Below are 21,404 nucleotides of genomic sequence, written 5' to 3'. Positions count from 1 at the left end.
ATTTCAATTAATTATACCCACAATTCATTGCAAAAGGTTATTATTGTATCGACTAAAAAGCTATAATACCTATTACAATGAGCTTACATTTTAAAAAAACTTTCGCAAAGAGTTATCTTCTTTAGTACAAAAATATTTTCGCGGTCATTTTTGTAATGATGTCAGTGTATTTACGACTATTTCGGAAACATTTGATTCAGAGACTTTGAGTGCTGATGAATTAGCCAAGTTAGAAAAGCTCCTACAGCTTTTTTTTTAGGTCATCCCAACTGGCGCTCATTTGCAATGAGTGCCTTTTGTTACGAGCATCTGTGATGCGGATTGAGAGTACAAACAACATTGCGCACACCCTCAAAATTGTAAAAACGAAAAAATGAACACATATCGCCAAACCTACACCTACGATGCCAGCACCAACCTATTAGCCTTGCGTCATACCCAAAATGGGACCACACAAGCGCGAACCCAACCCATGCGGGCACGCAATAACCGCCAAAGGTTCTATACTTACGACGAAGCAGGCAACCAACTGAGCACCGATACCCTCGACCAGTTATGCTATGGTGCTGATGGGCAAATAGGCAGGATTGAATGGCAACAAGGAGGTTATAAGATGCGCGAAGATTACACCTACCTCCAGCCAGGGGTGCGCGCCCGCTACCCGTACCTGGAATGCGGCGGGGGTGTTGATAGCCCTGGAAACAGTGGCGTATATTGGTCAGGTAGAAAAACGGGCGAGCTACCAAGGCGTGAACCTACGCTATGATGGCGAGCACTGCACGGGCTACACCACCCAGCACCGCTGGACGGTGACCCGGATCAAAGATGGACATGGGCAGGTAGGCACACTCACCAAAAACGAACTGACTGGAGAAGAAACAGTTACTTACAACGCTCTCAACCACCTCGACAGCAACGAGTTGGTAGTAGACGAAGCGGGCAATGTGATTCGCTATGCCAGCTATTTGCCTTATGGTGAGCCTCAGGAGGTGATAGAAGCCGATGTGGAACCCAAAAGCGAACTAGGCTACTCTGGGCAGGAGCAGGATGCTACAGGTTTGCATTACTATGGCTATCGCTACCTTCAGGGGAGCAGTGGTATTTGGAACCGGACTGACCCTATCAGATTTGAGAGTGGGCAGTTGAATTTGTATGGGATGTTGGATGGAAACCCGGTGCGGGGGAGAGATGAGAGGGGGTTGTCGTTTAAGGATAACTTAGGTTATGAGTTTGTAAAAAATATGCTGTTACCAGAATTATCGAAGAAACTTCAGGAGGCAAATGAAGCAAAGGAAGAGTATGAGTCTGTAGAGCAGTGGTTAGAGCAAGAAAACTTGTTATCATCTGCGTTTAAAACAGCATTCACAGAAATGAGGGAGCGGAATAATAAAAAAAACACTGTCCTTGGTTTTGAGAAGTGGGACAAGTACATAGAGAAGACGTTATTGGAGACAAGTAAGCTTGATACGCTTGCAAATGTGCAAAAAAACTCAAGTTTCAAGACTGATAATAAGGAGGCAATGGATTATTTCAAGCGATTTAAAATTGTGGCGAAAGAAGAATACAAAAATAAAATTAAAGAAATAGCAAAAAGTTTAGGGAAACTAAAGGATTACACTTTGATCGTATCACGCCCAGGAAAAAGTAATTTTTGGGTAACCGCACGAGTATTAAAACAAGTTAAACTTATGGAAGGGAATGCCCCAGAAAAAATCATCCCTGTAGGGGTTCAGGAAAAAGGCATAAAGGAAAGTAACGTTGGATTAAAATTAGACTTGGGAAGTGGAAAAGACATAGTTTTTTTAGATGATGGTTCATTCTCTGGGAGCCAATTGTCAAAACTAATTAAAAAAGTTATGCAAGGTACACATGGGAAAAATGTAAAGATAGGGCTTATTGCATTGTCTGATAGGGCGTTTAATAAGATTGGTCAAAAGCAAGAAAAATATTTAGCAAAACCTATTAAGATAGAGGAGGCAAACAAAGCAAAAATGGACAAGGTGTATCAACAACTGCATCTGACTCGTCACTTTGATGAGCAAACAGGATCCTGGCGAGATGGGAATCATTTACTGGGGTTTTATTATAAGATTCCGGATTATGCAAGCGTGCGTGATGGCTTGCTCAAAAATTTTAAGGGGGTAAATGGGCAACCTATGGTTAGTGGTTATTCTGAGGGAAAATTAGATATTCAAGCACTTATCAAGTACAAGGTGCAAAAAAAGATTGGAGCCACAGAGCCTTACAAGGTCGGATTTGGAAACAATATAAGTGATTATGGCTTAGAACTACCCAATAAAACGCCTGAGAAAGAGTATCCGGAGGTAAACTATTACAAGTCTGCTTCAAGGTTTAAGCATAATCAGGAAATAGGGAACAAACAGCAATCTAAGGGGCTTTACTTAAGTAATACAAAACTTGCCAAATCAAATCAGGTCAACATACCCTCTGTATCACCATTTTTAAGGGGAAACAACAACTCTTATATTGGCTATCCAAAAAAAATAAGTTATCAAAAGCTCAACAGGAAGAATCCTTTGCCTTCCTCTCCATCTTTTAAAGGGGGTAGTCTGGGTAATCATCCTATGAGGTTTAACAGCAGCCCAAAGAAAAGTCTGAGTTATCAACCTTTCACCTATCCATCTTCTAAAGGGGGTAGTCTGGGTAATCATTCTTTCATTCAAAAGCATCCGAAGCTCAAGGGCTCCACGACTTTCTCATCACGTTTTAGTTCAGAGAATAATAAACTTCAACCAGCACCCAGTTTATCGAAACTCAAAGCACCAAATTCTCCGAAGCTCAAAAAGAAGATAAAGTTTGCCACACACAACTTGTCAACACTCAATGAATGAGTAGGATTTTATTAAAAAGCGATCCTGCATCGAGCCCAAAATGACCTAAAAAACAGTGTTTCAAAACTTTGTCTGTCATAAGGCATCTTTACAAATAAAAACATACAATAGTTGCTTGCATAAGTTGGACAAAATCATAGGACTATAAAATACAGGTAAGTAATATTCCTGATATACCTACACCCTTTGAGTGTTACTCAAGGGGTGTCTTTTTGTGTGTCCAATCGCCAACAAATTCCCCCTATCTGTCCATTTCTTGTCTGTACCAAAGGGTTACCAACAGCACTATTTCTGGGTAGTTTTATGTGCCATTACAGCAATGCTCTGAAGGGTAGTAAAATATAATTGATAGCCATGCATGTATTTATTCCTCAAGGTGATTTTAGCCCAGCCGTTTGTTGGGACCACACCAACCACCAACTAGACATCAAGGGAGAATCTGTAATGGAAAACCCCCAGAATTTTTATGCCCATCTGATTGATTTGATCCAACCTTCGCTAGAGGCAAGCTGTTCTAAAAAACTAAGCCTCAATCTGGACTTGTATTACCTCAACACCTGTTCTCAAAAGTGTTTGTACCACCTCTTTGAGCTTTTTAGCAATCAAGGGTTGGATGTTTACATCAATTGGTGGGTAGACGATGCCGAAGATGATTATGAACTACAGGCCATCTATGACCATACATGTGATTTCCCTGATTTTCGGGTGAGCGTGCTCCAGCGTACCTGAACATCCTACTACCAAGTCCACTTTTTGTCTTCTTGAGGTATTATATGCAAGGTTATTTTTGTACGTACACTTCAGGCAAAGCACCATAAGGGGAAACTTGATTTTTGACTATGATGAATAAACTTCGCACCATTTTTTTGTTTAGTTGTATGCTGTTGGTTGGCTTGTTTTATAGTCTTCACTCGAGCGCGCAGTATGTATTTGTGCATGCCATGGAGCATAATAATGTTCTAGGGTGGGGCGATTATGACGGTGATGGAGACCTGGACTACGTAGGTTCTGATACTCCCAGGTTGTTGATTCAACGCAACAACACCAACAACGGAACATTTACCAGCATTCCTTTGCAAGTGCCCGATTCTATTTCTTTTTTGAGTACCCAATTCTATTCTTTTGATGCCAACAGTGATGGTGTGCTTGATATATGGGCGGATGTGGGGGGGTATGGATTACTGTACGCTTATAATCCTTCTAACGACAGCTTTGAGCTCAAAAATGTCATGCCCAACCAATTTATCCCCTGTGTTTGTACCCCTCATTATGACGTAGGAGACTATGACAATGACGGAGACTTGGATGTATTGTATAAATCAAGCAAAAACAGCAGTGTGGGAGTGGTGCTCCTGGAGAATAAGGGCAATTTTGTTTTTGCTCCTAAAACGATACTGGACAATCAAAAGGACTATGTCTACCCTGGTGGATTTCCTGGTACTCCCAACATCAAGTGGTATGATTACAATCAGGATGGCTACCTGGATATTTTAAGCACAATCAACGTGGGGTCGCCCAGTGCTCCAGAAGCTGTCACCACCATTCTCCAAGGCGATGGTCAGGGAAACTTCACCGAAACTGGGCTGGTCTTTCAGGTGGGTACGCCAGCCTACCTGCATACCAGCGACTATAACGGTGACGGCTACCTGGATGTATTGGTAGCTGGGCATATAGAGGCCAAAATATGGTTGAATAGAGGCAATGGAAACTTTGAACAAGGTTATGCTATAGCAAGTGGGACGTTCAACGCGATTTATTCTTCGGGCGATTATGACAACGACGGGGACATAGATTTGCTGGGAAGACACACCATATTTCGCAACGATAACAACCAAGGGTTTACCAGGGTAGACCTGAACGTGGTAGACCCTAACGATAATGTAAATATATACCAGCAAAAGTGGTTGGACTATGACGGTGATGGCCGACTAGATATTTTCAATTACGATGGTAGACTCTACCGTAGCTTGGTGCAAAACGTGAATCAACACCCACCTTTGGTGCCCACCAACCTGAGCACTGTTGTAGAAGGAGACCAGGTAACCTTAAGCTGGGATCGTTCAGAAGACCCCGAAACCAAGCAAAACGGACTTACCTACAATATTTACATTGGTACTTCTCTTTTTGAACAAAATCTGTTGACCGCTGAGTCAATCATTGATCCTGCATTGCCTACTTATGGTAGAAGGCTGGTAACCAGGGCAGGCAATATGGGCAGTAGAAACCATTTTACTTTTCGGGTGCTCAATGTTGGCACTACCTACTATTGGAGCGTACAAGCCATAGATCCCAACGGCAAGGCGTCCTTTTTTGCTTCGCCCGATAGTTTTGAGTGGGTCGACTTGCCCACTCCTCCCACCCACCTTATGGCAAAAGTCGACAGTAGTAATACCGGCCAAATAAGCTTAAGTTGGTCGCCTGTTTCACCAACAAATTGTAAGGGATTTGTTGTATTTCGTTCTTTGTCGGCAAACGCTGGTTTCGAAATAGTAGATACTGTGCACTTTGATTTTCCTCATAGAATTGATAGTCACTACAGTGAAGACAATGCTGCTATAGTGCCAGGCACTATCTATTATTACAAGCTACAAGCCTTCAACGACCGGGGAAACTCTGCGTTTACACCAACAATAGCAGTCAAAAGCCACAAAAGCCCTGCTTTTAGTTGGGCAAAAACAATGAGTCCCACGATACGTTCCAATGGAGACGCCATGAGCTGGGGCGATTATAACAATGATGGCTACCTGGATATGCTTACCATGGGACATGGGCAATATAAAAACGACATGTTTTTTCCGATTGTAAAAACCTTGATTTATAAAAATCAAAATGGACAAAGTTTGTCAGAAATCAACCTTAACAATGTGCCAGCGTTGCTGGAAGGAGCTGTGGCTTGGGGCGACTTCAATAACGATGGTTTTTTGGACTTGGCGTTGGCGGGTGGTTTTGCTTCTTCATCGGGTAGTTTTGGCGCATATACAGGGGTGTTTGCCAACAAAGGCAATGGCTCTTTTGAGCAAGTAACCATTTCTTCTTTAAAAAACCGGTCGCATAGTGCTGCGGCTTGGGGCGATTATGACAATGATGGTGACTTAGATTTGGTAGTTACTGGAATAGACAATGGCACCACAGCGATTGATTTTTATAGAAACGATGGAGGTGGGAACTTTGTGTATGAGGGCAACAAGGGTGTGGCTGGTGTTTCGAAGGGGAGCATAGACTGGGGTGATTATGATAATGATGGAGACTTGGACTTGTTGGTGGCAGGCCTCAGACAGGGAGCCAGTGATCCGTTGGTACATATCTATACCAATCAGGGGCAAGGAAGTTTTTCTGAGCATAATTTTTCTAGTTCAGGAAGCCAAGTGAGTTGGGGAGACTATGACAACGATGGGTTTTTGGATATATTGGCTTCGGGTGATGCCGTAAAAATATTTCAAAATCAACCAGTTTCTAATAGTAGTTTACGAACTTTTGGAGCTGTCTCTGCCACATTTCGTCCAGGAAAAGCAGTATGGATAGACCATGACAACGATGGCGACTTGGATGTAATAGTGTATGGTGACTATATGGAATATAGTGATGAATACCGCGAAGATAACAGTCAAACAGGTACTACTAAAGCATATCGCTACAAGGGCAATATCCGACTGTATGAAAATAATGGAGGGCAGTTTTCCAGACTAGCCAACCTTGGGGAATTTACATTTTTAAAGTGGGATGATTTTATTTATGGAGGCAATACTCAGTATCATCTTAGTGAGTTTAAATCTCCATCAGAAACATTGGTAGTAGGAGACTATGATGGCGATGGTGACTTAGATTTTATGGTGGCAGGTTATGAAGGCCTTCCCTCTTATGGTTATAAGGATTATAAGACCCACATTCATCGTAATGAGGCGTTGGTTTCTAATGTGCTTCCTGCCCCTCCTGCTGGGCTTAAGGCAGAAGTTCAGCAAGACAGTGTGACATTGCATTGGAACGTAGCCTCTGATGCTACTACACCATCAATTGCACTCACTTATAATCTGCGCATTGGCACAAGCCCTGGCAAAGATGATGTGTTGCCCGCTATGGCCGATCTGCAAACAGGCAAAAGAAGGGTGGTACAACGAGGTTTTCAAGGGGTGCAAAAAACTATTCGAAATTTGCCACCTGGTGTTTATTACTGGAGCGTGCAGGCATTAGACCATAGTTTGGCAGGGTCCCTGTTTGCCCAGGAACAGGTATTTTATATCAAAGAAAGCCCATTAATTTCCACAAGTTTTAGTGCCCAGCCCATTAGCTCTACTACTGTATTGCTTACTTGGAGCGACGAATCCAATGTCTTGACTTCTTCCGACTACATAGTGGAAATGTCGATAGGGAATAATTTAAGTTTTTACCCAGTAGATACTGTGGCAAGCAGCATAGAAAACTACACAAAAAATGGCTTGACCGAGAATACGACTTATTTCTTTCGTATTAGAGCGGTAAATACTACAGGCATGGCCCTGAGTGGAGAGGCTTCTGCTACTACCAATAACCTTCCTACCTCGCCCGATAGTTTAAAAGCAACTGCAGTATCTGCTACCCAAGTACAACTCCACTGGAAAGATGTTTCCAGTAATGAAACAGGGTTTGCCATAGAAAGAAAAAGTGTACTTTCTGGTGATAACTTTGAGGCTGAAGATGTACTGAACAATTCAGGGATAGAAACCTATAACGATTTACAGGTCATAGGCAATGTTACTTATACTTACCGGGTATTTGCTTACAATGTCAATGGGCAATCACTTTTGCCTCAGGAGGTGTCTGTAACAACTCCTATCGATCCCAGTGTGGCACCTCCTGGCAAGCCGCTTAAATTTTCGGCAAGCCCTCTTTCTATCAACCGCATTTTGCTTGACTGGAGTTATGACAACGGGTTGGTCAATTATTTTAGCATTGAACGTTCCGAAGGAAACCTATTTAATTTCCAGCCAATTGCTGTGCTGGATGCTGCTATAGAAAACTATCAGGATATCACTGTTGTAGAAGGGGTGGTGTACTATTATCGTATAAGAGCCGCCAATGCCGGCGGGTTCTCTGATTATTCGGGCATTAGTTCTGCCCGTGCCGAATGCAATTTGCCTATATTCATTGCCCTTGATGAGGGGCATCCTCAACGGGTGTGTGATGACCAAGATGCCAGGTTGCTGGTAGCCACAGAAGGGCTCGATTCGCCCACTTACCAATGGCAACGCAACGGCATTGCCGTATCCGATGCCACCTTACCTTCTCACCTTGCCGACAAAGAAGGCACCTACACCTGTTTGGTCACTGCTTATGGCTGTACCCAGCAAACCAACGAAATTATAGTCATCAAACAAGAACCGCTAGATAGTGTAAACATAGCCATCCAAAACGATACTTTGGTGGCTTCTGTCACGAATGCTACCCGGTATGTGTGGCACCATAATAATCAAGAGATACCCGGCAATGAGCGTTTGTCTTATTTGTTGCCTGTGAGTAGTGGCAGTTATCACGTGGTGATAGAAAGAGATGGTTGTACAGCTACCTCCAGGCAAATTGAACTAAACAATATCAATGGTCTGAGAAATAGGGGTATTTCCAATGACATGAAAGTCTCTTATGCCTCTTCACTCGATGTAGTCAGTCTTGCGGTAGACACCCACCTACAAGGAGAATATGTAGTGTATCTCCGCAACTCTTTGGGGCATGTAGTGGCCACAAAAAAAGGCGTTAAAAGACAAAAGACATTACAGGAAAGTATACCGTTGGGTGGGCATGCTGCTGGCATATATATACTTGAGGTAAATATAGGGAAATACAGAGGGGTAAAAAAAGTGGGGTGTTTGAAGTAAGGGAGTAAATAAGATACGCGTTTTCAGGTGATCTTTTCTGTGGACACTTTGTTATTTTTTTGACACCATAGCCTTAGCTATGCTGTCAAAAAATGCCTCGTTTCCACGAAAAATCTCTACCAAAAAATTGCGTACTTTATTTGCTATTTCCTCCCTCAAAAGACGTGAGAACCTGCCCCAGGTTGAATAAGCCAAAGATTAAAACAAGCACAATGAACAACTACCAAAAGCATTTGAGATGCTCGATGATCATGTTTTGCACTGCCTTTTTTGTTCAGGCAAATGCCCAATTGTTTTTTTCAAAAAAGGCGGTGCTGAAGTACCACAAAATAACGTTGGACACTGCCAAAAATACCATTACGCTTAACTTTGACTTGCAGGGGCCTGCCAACCGCTATTATGTGACTCGCTTGTATTATTCAAGCAACAATGCCCGCTCGTTTAAAGGACCTTTGCAAGCGGTAAGCGGCGACATAGGCGACAGCATCAGTGTAGGAAACAATAAAAGTGTTGTCTGGTCTTTTATCAAAGACAACCCTTACTTCAGTGGAAAAAACGTGATTTTTAAAATAGAGTCTACCGAAATACCCAAACAAGTCAAAGGTGGCCCAAGAAACGCGTTCAAATCATTGTTGTTGCCTGGTTGGGGAGATTATAAAGTGAGGAATGGCTACCACTACGAATGGATTCCGACTGCTGTATTTACTTTATTGGGAGCTGGTATTGTTTTTCGCATAAGTGCAGATAGGCTATATGAACGCTATGATATGGGTGACCCCAACAGCGAGGTTGCTCACCAGCGCTTATTTCAGACAGCCCAGTCTCACAATATTTTATCACAGGTGTTGTTGGGCGCCTCGGCCATTGTGTGGTTGGGCGATGTGTTGGGGGTATACCTCAAGGGACGAAAGAACCTGAAAAAATATTTTCCAAAACCAGAGGAAGAAGTTAAAAAAACTGCTTGGCTCATGCCTACTGAGATACGACCTTCTATTGCTCAGTTTTCGGGCAGGTTTCAATTAAATATTTTGTGGAAATTTTAAGTGTGTTGGCGATGGTGTATCAAAATAAATGCTTCAAAATAAATGGGTTAACCTTGTTTTATGGAAGCTTGTTGGGCTTGTTTACCAGTTGCCTTTTTCAGGAACAAGTCTATGTACCCCTCAACGCCGATTTTATCCCCTCACGTACTATCGTACAGGCAGGCGATACGGTAAACTTTACGAATGGGTCTCAAGTGGCAGTATCGTTTCTATGGGATTTTAAAGATGGTACCCAAAGCACCCAAACTAACCCTCAGCATGTGTTTGCCGATACCGGACGCTATGCTATTACTATGGTGGGCACCAAACGAGACAATGTAACCAGTGACTCAATGGTCAAAGAGGTGGTAGTGTTGCCTGCCTCGAAGCAAGCCCAAAATACGGTTTTGATAGAAGGAGTTTCGGGCGATAAACAGGGCTTTAGAATGACCCAGTTGGCCGATGGCCATTTTGTGCTGGCGGGGCGACAAAACCTGGGCAATCTACAGGTGATCAAGACGCTTGATGGTACCACGCGTCTTTGGGAAACAGATTTGAACAATCTTACCAGAGGACAACTTTTTGTCGAGGCAGTCAAAGAGTTGTCAGATGGAAGTATTGTAGTGGTGGGGCATTATTTTGACCTGGTGGGTGCCAGCGATGCTTTTATTGTAAAGCTAGATGCTGGCGGCAAAGAGTCTTGGCGCAATAAATTGGCAACAGTAGACCACGAAATTTACAAAGACTGTATGGAGGGAAGTAACGGAAGCGTGTTGGTGTTGGCGTCTATCAACCAAGCCCAGGTTCAACTCAATGAATATTCATCGGCTGGGGTGCTCATCAAAAGCAAAACATTTGGCGAAACCCATGTACCAGAGTCTATGTTATGGGGGCAAAATGCTAAAATGATTATTGGAGGAACCAACCTGGGTAGTTCAACTCCTTTTGTGTTGCAACTTGACAGCACATTGACCCAAGAGAAGCTGCAAGATTTGGGTTTTGGTGGGGCGATTTCTAAAGTTATACAACTCGCCGATGGAGACTTGGTGGTGGCAGGCAGCCAAACCATTGACAGCAGCCGCCGGGCAATGATTGCCAGAGTAAATGTTAGTAGTTTGGCTACAGTTTGGCTAAACAATCCAATGACTTATAGCAAACAAGCTTCTGAGGAAATTTTTGTAGATGTGGTAGAGTCGGGTCAAAATGTATTTGCCTTGGGCACCCATACCAATCCATTGAGCAATGCCGATGTGTTGGTATGTAAATATGGTCAAACCAATGAGGCTATCTCATTAGAGGCGCTCGGTATTTTTGGGGGAAACCAAGCCGAGCAAGGTTGGCAACTATTACTCAATGGATTGACACTTTTTTTTATAGGCGAAACCGAAAGTTTTAGCAATGCTTTTAAGGCAATATATTTTGTTCAACTTGATTTAAACCTGGAATAATATGGTGGTTTACTCAACAGTCTTTTACGGAAAGTAACAATGGCGAAGAGAAAAAAAATGCAAGGCATTCTATGGAGTTTGTTGCACGCCGCTGCCATGGTATTGTTTACCTGGGGATGGCTCAACTTTGGTCCTACCTCAGAAGACGAAAGAATACTCATTCGGGCGTCTACCATTGCCAAGCGTTTGCTGTTTAATATAGACCACGACCGTCCCAAGCGACATGAGCTCATGTTTATCAACGTGGCCCATGACCTGGATTTGATTCCACGACCTGATGGCAATGGTACAAACTTGATTACCAATCGAGCAGCGCTTGCCCGTGTGCTTGAGTTTTTTAAACAGCACCCTGACTACTATAAATACATTGTTTGTGATATTGTGTTTGATCAGGCAGACGAAAGTGAAAACGGACCCTTGAAGGACTCCTTACTGAGGGCGGCTTTTGCCAATTTGCCCAGAGTGGTTTGTGCAGCAGGTACCAATGGTAAAGGGGAGTTAAGCCAAGGACTTTTTCCGGGAAAAAAAGCCGCCGTAGAATACCGTGCCAGGCAAGGGAGTCTTTTTCTAAAGTTCAGGCTGTATCAGGGTAAAAACAAGAGTCTGCCTTTGGTCATGTATGAAGACATTCATCAAGGCAAAATGACCTCTCATGCCTTGGGCTATACAGTGAACGGCAGCCCGTCTTTTAATAAAATGATTATTGATTTTAGGGTGAGGCAGCACCAACTCAAAGATACTAGTTTTTATGGAGGGTGTTATACCTTGCACACCATGGGAGAACTGATAGATCTTTATGAGTTTGATACAAGCATTTTTGAGTATATGAAAAAACACCGCCCTATTATCCTGATTGGCGACTTTACCCGCGCCGATGTGCACCGTACTGTAGTGGGACAAACCGCCGGAACCCTTATTTTACTGAATACCTACCTGGGGTTGGTCAAAGGGCAATCAATTATTTCGCCGTTTTTGGTGCTGTTGGTTTGGCTGGGCTACTTTGTATTGTCTTACCTTACCTTTTATGGCCTGCCTTTCAAAACCAGCAATGCCTGGCATAGGTTTAGCCAAACCCTCGCTGGCAAACTTATCATCGAATACATCAGCATTGCTTTGTTTCTGATGTTACTCACGGTGCTTGCTTATGCATTTTTTCAGGTGCATATCAACATCTTAATCATAGGAGTATACATCAGGCTATTGTATTGGACGCTTGGCTGGCGCAGAAGGCGTAAAGAGCAAAGGCATAGCCCAAAACAAGAGCAAAGACAAGAAGGGCCGAGACCAAGCAAGTTTTACCAACAGGATATAAGCAGCTATAAACCAGGAAAGTATAAAGCAGAAAACAAAAGAAGTTTTACCCAAGGCTGACGGACTTGTTAACTACTGCTTTTATAAATTGCTCAAAATCAGCGTGATATAAAAGTGTAATTACCTGTGAACCGAATCTATTTCTAAATCCCGATTCATTTCATCGGGGCAGCTTGCTGTGATAGCTCAACGGAGTTAAACAGGGCAACCCAGAAATCAGGTAAATGCTGTGAACTATTTTGACTAATAAAAAAGGACTATGATAAAAAAAACTGTTTTACTGATGTGTTTTTTTGGGGCAATGCTTGCCCCAGAAGGGAAGGTGAGTGCCCAGAAAAAAAGAAAGCCAAAAACCATTGAAGTGTTGACTCCCAGGGTGACGCTTGACTTGAGCTATTTGCGAAAAGATGAAATCAACGCCACAGACTTTGCTTTTGATGCTCAGGCAAAAAACTACCTTTTATTGATGGCTTGCGACAAGTATAAGTATTGGCGCCCGCTTAATAACCCAGTAAAAGATGCCCAAGATGTAAAGAAGGTATTGCTGCAAAAGTATGGCTTCCAAGAAGAGAACGTGTTTGAACTGATGAATGAAGAAGTGACCGCCATTAAAATTGAAAAAGCCTTTGACCAATTGAGTGAACTGGGCAACAACCGCGACAACTTGATTATTTACTATTCGGGGCATGGGCATTATGACAAAAAATATGATGAAGGTTTTTGGGTACCAGTAGATGGACGCACCAGCTATCAAAGCTCTTATATTCGCAATGCCGACATCACCAAATACATCAAAAGACTCAAGTTTAAACATGTTTTTTTGATTGTAGATGCCTGTTTTTCCGGTTCATTGTTTGTAAAAGGGCGTCGGGGGTATGAAGAAAAAGTAGAATCTCTTAAATCGCGTTGGGGGTTTGCCTCAGGGAGTCTGGAGTTTGTTTCGGATGGTAAAAAAGGTGAAAACAGTCCTTTTGCCACGCATTTATTAAACTACCTGAGAGGAAGTGTACAAGACAAATTTCCTGTGTCGCAACTTATTCAAGCGGTAAAAATAGCTGTGGCTAACAATACCAAACAAGTGCCTGTAGGGAGGCCCCTTCAGGGAGTAGGAGACGCTGGAGGGGAATTTATTTTTTATAATCACCAAGGCAAAGATCACACTAAAAAATAGCTACATAAGGCAAGCAAAATTAATGAATTAGGCCTCAATCCCAGCAACAACACATCACCTCGTTTATGGGGCATATTAAAAATATCACCCATTGATAATCAGTATTTTTCAACAACACACACACAGTTTAATGATGCCGCACATTATTTAGTTTTAAATCCTTCTAACAATAGTCCATAGTATTTAGTCCATAGTCCGTAGCTGATTCGAGTAAATGTTTACCTTATTAAGCCCTGTAAACCGAGCCTGTAGCTCTGCTACGGCGAGCTCAACGAAGTTAATCAGTAGTTTATACTAAAGTTGTTTACCTACTTTATTTTTAAAAGGGTTTCAGTTTTAGGTCTACGCCGTACAATTAAATAGTTTTTAAAATCATAACCTACTGATAACCGAGCCTGTAGCTCTGCTACGGTGAGCTCAACGAAGTTAATCAGTAGTCAACTTTGGCTAAAATCACTGCGGAGTATTGTTCTAAGTAAAACTACAAAAATAACCTAATCCACTGAATTTCGTCTCTGACCGTTGTACTTCTTCAAAAAATAGTTCCGTAGCTAAGGCTACGCAAAGATTAGCTGACGCAGAGCTCGGCACAGTAAACTGTAGCCTCGGTTTTTTTCATCGTCCAACAAACAGATACTGCCTTCTTTTGGATTACTTTATTTTTTCCATTTTACTAAGGAATGGTGTAAAAATAAATTTCTATAGTAACGCTAAAATATTTTGTTGCTAGACGCGGCACGGCAATATCCAGTGGATATTGAGCGAGCTTGAGGGATGGTTGGCTAATAGCAGCGCTATTCGGCTATTTTTTAACAAAGTATAGCCTCAAAAGATGAGATTAAGAATGTAAATTTATTTTGGTACCATTCCTAAGGAATTGTTCAAAAATAAATTTACACTCTGAGGGGTGATTTTTCGCCTTGATACTTCGTTATTTTTATTGCCCGTAGCGCTGCTATGGGCGCAAAAAATAGCCTCGTCTCAAAACAAAACCTCTACCTCAAGAATGGTAATTTAATTTCTCACCATTCCTAAGCAACACTTTGATGCTCAATTCTGGCTGGGCAACCCCACATTAACTATATGGTGGTTGGGTTGGTAAATACTTACACAAAAGCATTGGTTGGGTATGCCAATTTATTGGTTTATAATGAAACCAAGGAGAAGGGTAGCAGGGGATGAGACCTTGCAGAAATAGGCGAAAATTATTTTGATATAGCTCAAATAACATTTGGCTTGACAGAACCCCTCAAGTGCAAAAGAAGCCATTTGCCAAGCCAATGTTTTGTACCATTTAGACAAATATAAAAAGTAGATTTATGGGAACATCAGTTGAGCCAAGACTCAAGGTGTACATAGGTGAGACATCAGGTGCTTTAGTGATTTACATAGCGAATGCGTGGTTTTGTAACCATCAAAATTCTAAATAAGTGTATGCTTGGTTAGCCATCTGCTCATAGGCAATGCTCTTGGTTAGATTTGTATGCCTACCACCAAAATATCGTCTCGTTGTGCCTCATCCTGCATATGTTCTTCCAACTTTTGTTGCAATAAACGCTCTTGTGCAGGCAAGCTTCGTGTTTGGGCATCCAACAAGAGTTGCTGAAAGCGAAGCGAGCCTATCTTTTTGCGGTTTGAATTGTTTTGGTCTATGTAGCCATCACTACAAAGGTAAATGGTTCCGCCAGCGCCCGGGTCAAGGTATTGATTGGCAAAAGAAATGTCACTGCGTTGGATACCCCCAATGGATTTGGGTGTTCCCCTTAGCACTTGTAACTGCCCTGGATTTTGCTTATCAACATAGTAAAGGGGGCGTTTGGCACCAGCAAAAATAATTTTTTTGCTCTTTTTTCCGATCACGCACAAGGCAATGTCCATGCCATTCCGGTCATTGGATGTTTTCTGATCCAGGGCGTGTTCTATTGCCTGATGCAAAAGCTCCAGAATGCGCGCCGGATTGTAAATTTGCCGTACTTTGATGATGTGATCAAGCAAGGTATTGCTAATCATGCTCATAAATGCCCCAGGCACCCCATGCCCTGTACAGTCTGCCACTGCCATAAAAACTTGATCATTGATGGTCTCTATCCAATAAAAATCACCACTGACTACATCTTTGGGAAGGTACAGCACAAAGTGGTTGCCAAGGCCATCCTTCATTTTTTTTTCAGAGGGCAAAATGGCTTGTTGTATGTTGCGCGCAGCCCGAATACTTTGGTCTATGTGTCTTTTGCTAATACGCAGGTCTTGGTTTTGTTGCTCAATTATTTCTTGCTGTGTCTCTAGCTCTTCTTTTGCTTGCAAAAGCGCCTCATTTTGGGTTATAATTTCTTCATTCGATTCTTTGAGTGCTTTGGTGCGTTCGGTTACTTTTTTTTCCAATGCTTCGTTTTGGGTGGCAATAAGCAATTCATTTTCTTTCGTTTTTTTCAACAATTGTTTTTGAGCAAGGTAGCGTTCACGTTTGATCAGGTGTATTTTATCTCCAATAGCGAAAGAAAAAAATACGGCTTCCAGTGCTACTCCTGCTTGTGGAGCAAGGTGCACCAATAAGTTGGGGGAAGTAACGCCTGTGACATACAATATGTTTACCAGGGTACCTGCTATAGAAAATGTCCAGGCAACGAGGTAATACCGGGCTACCACCACCCCCTTTAGGTACAAGTAGCTTGGCAGCAATATGCCCAAAAAAGTACTAATGAGTGCCACAGGAAATACAATGTTAAATATAGTATATTGTAGGCTTATTATAAATAACACTGAGCAGGTGATGGTCATAAATAACGCTGTTGTATGAACCCACCTGGAGTGACGGTGTGTTTCTAAAAATAAAATGATAAAGAGAAAACTCAATACCAGCACCAAAGCAAACAGGGAGTCATTGTAAAGCTTCCAGTAGGTGGCATAGGGCAGTATATACAAGTAATGCCCGCTGGCAATCAATAGCAACAACATGCTAAACAGTTCCAGCATCACATATAGCAAGAGCACCAATTCGCCCAGCACAAAAAACAGAAACAGGTTGTAGACAATCATTACTGCCAGTATGCCATAAATAAAGGCGTTGACCATGCCTTGTATCACAGCGTGGTTTTGAAAAGAATGAGCCGTATAAATTTTGACTGGAAACTGGACCGATGTAGATCTGAGACGAATGTACAAGCAGGTGTGTTTTTGGTCAGCAACAAGAGTGAGCACAGGGTAAGGGTAATAAACCTTTCTTTGGTAGAAACTGCTGTTAAACAAGCCCATTTTTTTTGCTTTCCAGTATGGTTGGGATGGCTTTTTATTGGTATAAAAAAAAGTGACCTCCCGAATAAAGCTGGTGACTTCCAAAATCAATTTTTGGGGACGACTGGTGGAGCTACCAATGCATACTTTGAGCCAGTGGGTACTAGACGAATACCCGAAGTTGAGGGTAGGTGGAGGCTTGAATTGGTTTTGCTGTTTGGGTAGCAGCACATCGCTAAAACTGAGTTGGTTGTTTTTATCCTCAAGCCAATAAATCTGACCTTTAGTGAGGGCCAGCTGACCAATACCTGATGGGAGGTAAACCACAGGAGGCTGATGAGTGGGTTGAGCAATGCTATGGGTACTCAAAACAGATAGCATTATTGCCCAAAAAAAATATTTTATCATGGGTGGTCAATTGCTTAGTGTACAACCTTGGATCAGCCTTAGATACAGTTCTTCCCCCTATGAAAAGGAGAGTAATAAGCGACAAGTCACGACTAACAAATTTATAGTGCACTTATTTTCAGTGAGCTATGAATTTGTTAGTTAAAAACCTTCGCAGTACAAAAATAGCATCACCTTTACCTTTTGCGTTTGGTAGGCGTTCCCTTGATCGCCTGTTGATTCATGTACCTGCTTTGGGGTATAAAGATTTAAATCATGCCTGACAAAAAGTAGACACCTGGTGGGTGAAGCGTCCTATGAAGCAACTCCTTTGTTGTAGTCTATTATTCGTCCTCTATACTTTTATCTAAACCGACAAACGTTGATTAAATTGATATATACCTTAGCCATAATCACTGATTATTAAGCATAACCACCCTTATTATGAGGCGTTTAGGTGTGCTTATAGCACCAATATATATCGCCATCCAAAGACTTGTTGTTACTTGTAATGCATTTGGAATCACAAGTTTGCTGGATTGAGAGGGCAAATGCCTGATGTTTTGTGCTTTCAAATGATTTGAGGCTCTTAAATTATGAAATATACGACGTTGTATAGGTTGATTAATGCGCTACCAGACAAGGCAAATAACCTGGCAGGTAAAGCAGCAAGGCAAGTCTTGCTGGAAGAACTGAAGATAGTTTTGCCAGGGTTACCTGATGGTTTTTTGTATTGCAGACATTCTTACCAGCAGGTTTTTTTCTCGGCAGCCTTGCCCAAAAGAAAGGAAGGAGTGATGGTAGCGGCAGGTATTCCAGGTGTAGACACTTATTGGTGGCAAAAATGGTCAGCATCATTACTTTGTCAAGCAATTTACCATGAGGTGGCACCACTAGGCATGGACATTGATAAGATAAATGCTTGCGTAAATTCCTGCAGTGCTGAGTTTCGAGCCAAGGCATTTGCCTGGTATGCACATGTATTGCCACAAACTTGCCCAGAAATAGGGAAAGCATTGGCTTGCTTGCCTAATTTTAAAGAAGCTCGCCTATTATATACTGCACACTTGGTGGATAAAAAATGGATTGCTGCCAAAAATACTGCTTTAGCAGAAGGACAATGGAGCAATGCAGGTTGGGAGATGTTTCATCACTGTATCAAACTCTATTTGTTAGGTGCAACCACAGAGGATATCACTCAAGTAATGCAACAACAACAAGACATGGGGCTTAAAGTGCCAGGAGTTGCGTGGGAGTTTGGCGACTGCTGGAAATATTACTACGAATGGATGCAGCCCAATACCATTGATTGGACCGACCTGGTAGATGAAGCTTTTGGTGGGCTTCATTTACAATATTCTGTGATGCAACATACAGGAGTAGTATTTCGCAAATATGCTGAAGACTTTGCCGAAGATTTTGGGAAACAGTTTGGAGCCATTAAGAGAACAAAGAAACCGCCTGAGTTTACTTTTTTAGAAAAAAGTAATCAACAAACCTACCTCAATCATCCCACTACATTTTTTGATGACCCACTGATGGTCTTGTGTTTAGAAAAACTATGTCAAGAGATGATGGCGTGGGTAAATCGTGTGTGTTTAAACAAAGATATTTTAGAACGTTGTTTTGAAAAGGTAGTCAAAACTAATTTTTTGCCCTTGTTACAAAAGGCATCAGTGAGGCTTTGTTTTGATGTACCAAAAACCGCTGAGGCTTCTGGTGTTAGCAACCTGGCAGAGTATTTTAGAGGTGGCAAACAAAATGATTGTATGGTGAAGATTTTAGATTTGATTCTTACCAACTATTATACTGAGTTGTGGTGGGCTGTAGTGCTAGGGAGCAAGCGTTTGAATAGTGGAGTGCTTTTGGCCAATGATTGTTTTATTGTGTTTTCGTTCAATGATTTGGTGCTCAGGCGAGGTTGGTTTGTTAAAGAACTGGATGTTTTGGAAGTGAAATTAAGCCAAGGGAAGGTTTCTAAAAAATTTAAAATCATTCCTGCCAATGATCAAGCCCCCAGGTTGTCTACAAGAGAGTTGAGTCTCAAACAAGCCACCTATGCTCGTTCGGAATGCTTAACACTAGAATTGATAGGGTACAGCCATGATTTAGAGAGGAAATTCAATCGTAAAGTAACTTTTCCGACCAGCCTCATTGTAAACCGCAAACAGGAGGCATCACTATCTTTGACCAATCAATCCTATAATTCAATAATTGCAACCCTTGCTTTTGATGTTCGTCTTCGGACTCAGGAGAAAAATATCAATGAAACAGCCTTGTGGAGACCACGCCATGCCTTCAAACAAGAGTGGTATGCTGGTTGGTTAGGGCACTCTTTGGGCAAGGGGCTTGTCGGTGCGTTGGAAGAGCAGTTGAAACTATGCAGCGATTGTAAATCATTTGAATAAAGACCATTTTACTATGAAAATGCTTTGTAATGCTATGTTGAACGAGCGAAAAAAAACAAAATTTTCGCTCGTTCAACATACAGATGCCGCCTTCTTTTGGATCACTTTATTTTTTCCATTTTACTAAGGAACAGTGTCAAAATAAATTTACATTCTTAACCTCATCTTTTTTGGACATGCTTCGTTAAAAAAACTTGCCATAGCTATGGCTATGCCGCGTTTTTTGACCTCGCCTGACCAAAAAATATTTCCTTAAACTATAGAACTTTATTTTTGCATCGTTCCTAAGCCATAAGCTGATCAATAAACTCATCCAATGATTTGCGATGATACTCCAAAGTAGCTTGTGCTACTTCTTGTAATTTGTTGATATTTTCGGGAGAAGCGTCTGCCAAGTCAGGAGAAAAATCACCTGAATCTCCTTTAAGTACGTCCACTCTTAGATAATTTTTTTGACCACCCTCAAGGGTATCAAATAACCAACGCATTTGGGTAGTGATGGTATCAAAAGCACCATCTATCACAATTTGTGGCAAATAGGTGGCCCATTTCCCTAACCACCACCTATTGCTTTTGTCCAGTTGCTTTAGCTGGATATCACTTGCGCCTGTTCCCAATGAAAGAATAAGCATATCTTTGGCTGTGGGGTGTTCCTTTTGGGGGAATTTTGTTTTGCGGCATTCTACATAAGCCATCATCGTAGGATCGTGAGCAAACAGTCCTCCATCTATGTTACACATTTTTTCGCCAGTAATTAAGTTATTGATCTGGGCAGGAGGAAAATAGGTAGGAGCAGCTGAAGTAGATCTTGCTACATCTCTTACATAAAAGTCTCGTTGTTTATCATCTCCTTCCTGGCTATTAAAGAAAAAAGGAGAGGTGGTTTTCATATTATAGGTGGTCACCAGGCAAGGTCGAATTAGCTCAGTCATTCTGGTATTGCCAAATACCTCTAGCAACACATTGTCAAGCATGATGGGGTTAAACTTTGTTGCATTTACCAAAGATCGTAATCCAAACCAATTGTTTTTTCTCGATTTATTAAAAATGTCATTGCCTCTTTGTACATAAAAATCGAGTGCTTGGGTTGCTTCAAACTTAGCAGGAGGTGTTTTACCTTGATCATCAGAAAACCCAGGTGCCAAATAAAAGCAAGCAAGCATGCCTCCAGTGCTGGTACCTGCGACAAAATCAAAGTAATCTGCCAGCCTTGCATTAGAGTTGCCACTTTTTTTCTTTAATTGCTCCTCGACATATACCAATATGGTCGCAGGAATCACCCCTCTGGTTCCTCCACCATCAAGCGATAAAACTCTTACTTTTTTACTCATTGTTTCAACAGTTATTTATATTGTGTTTTAAACAAGCCCTTAGGCGACAATTGAATTAACAATTCAAGGTTTTTAAGCGATTTTCTAGCGCAACAAAGCCAATCGGCTATGGAGCAAATCCAGCTTTCAAGTTGGTTATACTTTGAACGGGATAAAAAACCGTTTTTAGATTTTAATCTTTGCATCGCTTTGCGCAACCATTTAACCATTAAGCGCAGCGGAACAATGAGCGGAGAGCTTGAATACCGATGTATATCGGTACGACAACCATTGGAATTACTAGTACCTTAAATACTAAATACCTAACCCATTATTTCGGTGATTTTTGCCCACTGACTTTACTTAAAAAAACTTGCGTAGCTAAGGCTATGCGCGATTTTTGAAGTTCGTCAGAAAA

11 protein-coding genes are annotated in these 21,404 nt (G+C 41.8%); 9 read left to right on the top strand and 2 right to left on the bottom strand.

Going from position 1 to position 21,404, the window contains the following annotated elements:
* The first annotated feature begins 373 nt into the window (after positions 1 to 373).
* The 8 genes from Q0954_RS19220 (at position 374) to Q0954_RS19185 (ending at position 13,650) form a co-directional block, all read left to right on the top strand.
* Positions 374 to 766 carry a hypothetical protein gene (locus Q0954_RS19220; protein ID WP_299459220.1) on the top strand — a complete coding sequence of 131 codons (393 nt, stop codon included), beginning with the start codon at positions 374 to 376 and terminating at the stop codon, positions 764 to 766.
* Entirely contained in the window at positions 705 to 2,852 is a 2,148-nt protein-coding gene (locus Q0954_RS19215) for an RHS repeat-associated core domain-containing protein (RefSeq protein ID WP_299459219.1), read from the top strand. Before Q0954_RS19220 ends, Q0954_RS19215 begins: the two co-directional genes overlap by 62 nt.
* Before the next feature lie 354 nt (positions 2,853 to 3,206).
* Positions 3,207 to 3,581 (top strand): DUF1987 domain-containing protein, encoded by a 375-nt coding sequence (locus tag Q0954_RS19210; protein WP_299459218.1) that lies wholly within the window; start codon positions 3,207 to 3,209, stop codon positions 3,579 to 3,581.
* 110 nt (positions 3,582 to 3,691) lie between these two features.
* Complete coding sequence (locus Q0954_RS19205) at positions 3,692 to 8,698, top strand: FG-GAP-like repeat-containing protein (RefSeq protein ID WP_299459217.1); 5,007 nt, start codon at positions 3,692 to 3,694, stop codon at positions 8,696 to 8,698.
* A 212-nt stretch (positions 8,699 to 8,910) separates the two neighbouring features.
* Positions 8,911 to 9,741, top strand: a complete 831-nt coding sequence (locus Q0954_RS19200) for a hypothetical protein (RefSeq protein WP_299459216.1) — start codon at positions 8,911 to 8,913, stop codon at positions 9,739 to 9,741.
* Positions 9,729 to 11,168 (top strand): PKD domain-containing protein, encoded by a 1,440-nt coding sequence (locus Q0954_RS19195; protein WP_299459215.1) that lies wholly within the window; start codon positions 9,729 to 9,731, stop codon positions 11,166 to 11,168. Before Q0954_RS19200 ends, Q0954_RS19195 begins: the two co-directional genes overlap by 13 nt.
* Before the next feature lie 39 nt (positions 11,169 to 11,207).
* Positions 11,208 to 12,539 carry a hypothetical protein gene (locus tag Q0954_RS19190; protein ID WP_299459214.1) on the top strand — a complete coding sequence of 444 codons (1,332 nt, stop codon included), beginning with the start codon at positions 11,208 to 11,210 and terminating at the stop codon, positions 12,537 to 12,539.
* Between the two features lie 199 nt (positions 12,540 to 12,738).
* Complete coding sequence (locus tag Q0954_RS19185; RefSeq protein WP_299459213.1) at positions 12,739 to 13,650, top strand: caspase family protein; 912 nt, start codon at positions 12,739 to 12,741, stop codon at positions 13,648 to 13,650.
* A gap of 1,473 nt (positions 13,651 to 15,123) precedes the next feature.
* On the opposite strand, the gene Q0954_RS19180 is transcribed toward Q0954_RS19185, so the two are convergent.
* On the bottom strand, positions 15,124 to 17,289 hold the full coding sequence (locus tag Q0954_RS19180; protein WP_299459212.1) for a 7TM diverse intracellular signaling domain-containing protein: 2,166 nt from the start codon (positions 17,287 to 17,289) through the stop codon (positions 15,124 to 15,126).
* A gap of 575 nt (positions 17,290 to 17,864) precedes the next feature.
* Between Q0954_RS19180 and Q0954_RS19175 the strand changes: the two genes are divergently transcribed.
* On the top strand, positions 17,865 to 19,676 hold the full coding sequence (locus tag Q0954_RS19175) for a hypothetical protein (protein ID WP_299459211.1): 1,812 nt from the start codon (positions 17,865 to 17,867) through the stop codon (positions 19,674 to 19,676).
* A gap of 284 nt (positions 19,677 to 19,960) precedes the next feature.
* On the opposite strand, the gene Q0954_RS19170 is transcribed toward Q0954_RS19175, so the two are convergent.
* The gene (locus Q0954_RS19170; protein WP_299459210.1) at positions 19,961 to 21,007 is read right to left on the bottom strand and encodes a patatin-like phospholipase family protein; all 1,047 of its coding nucleotides are present in this window, start codon (positions 21,005 to 21,007) and stop codon (positions 19,961 to 19,963) included.
* Positions 21,008 to 21,404: the final 397 nt, after the last annotated feature.

It is taken from the genome of uncultured Microscilla sp., assembly GCF_947493425.1.
GTDB lineage: Bacteria > Bacteroidota > Bacteroidia > Cytophagales > Microscillaceae > Microscilla.
The sequence above is the reverse complement of the archived record's forward strand: the minus strand, read 5'-3'. Positions and strand labels throughout refer to the sequence as shown.

Bases quoted from the DNA above. Each gene is read 5' to 3' on its own strand.
- Q0954_RS19220 (WP_299459220.1), top strand. From the start codon at position 374: ATGAACACATATCGCCAAACCTACACCTACGATGCCAGCACCAACCTA.
- Q0954_RS19210 (WP_299459218.1), top strand. From the start codon at position 3,207: ATGCATGTATTTATTCCTCAAGGTGATTTTAGCCCAGCCGTTTGTTGG.
- Q0954_RS19205 (WP_299459217.1), top strand. From the start codon at position 3,692: ATGATGAATAAACTTCGCACCATTTTTTTGTTTAGTTGTATGCTGTTG.
- Q0954_RS19200 (WP_299459216.1), top strand. From the start codon at position 8,911: ATGAACAACTACCAAAAGCATTTGAGATGCTCGATGATCATGTTTTGC.
- Q0954_RS19190 (WP_299459214.1), top strand. From the start codon at position 11,208: ATGGCGAAGAGAAAAAAAATGCAAGGCATTCTATGGAGTTTGTTGCAC.
- Q0954_RS19185 (WP_299459213.1), top strand. From the start codon at position 12,739: ATGATAAAAAAAACTGTTTTACTGATGTGTTTTTTTGGGGCAATGCTT.
- Q0954_RS19180 (WP_299459212.1), bottom strand. From the start codon at position 17,289: ATGATAAAATATTTTTTTTGGGCAATAATGCTATCTGTTTTGAGTACC.
- Q0954_RS19175 (WP_299459211.1), top strand. From the start codon at position 17,865: ATGAAATATACGACGTTGTATAGGTTGATTAATGCGCTACCAGACAAG.
- Q0954_RS19170 (WP_299459210.1), bottom strand. From the start codon at position 21,007: ATGAGTAAAAAAGTAAGAGTTTTATCGCTTGATGGTGGAGGAACCAGA.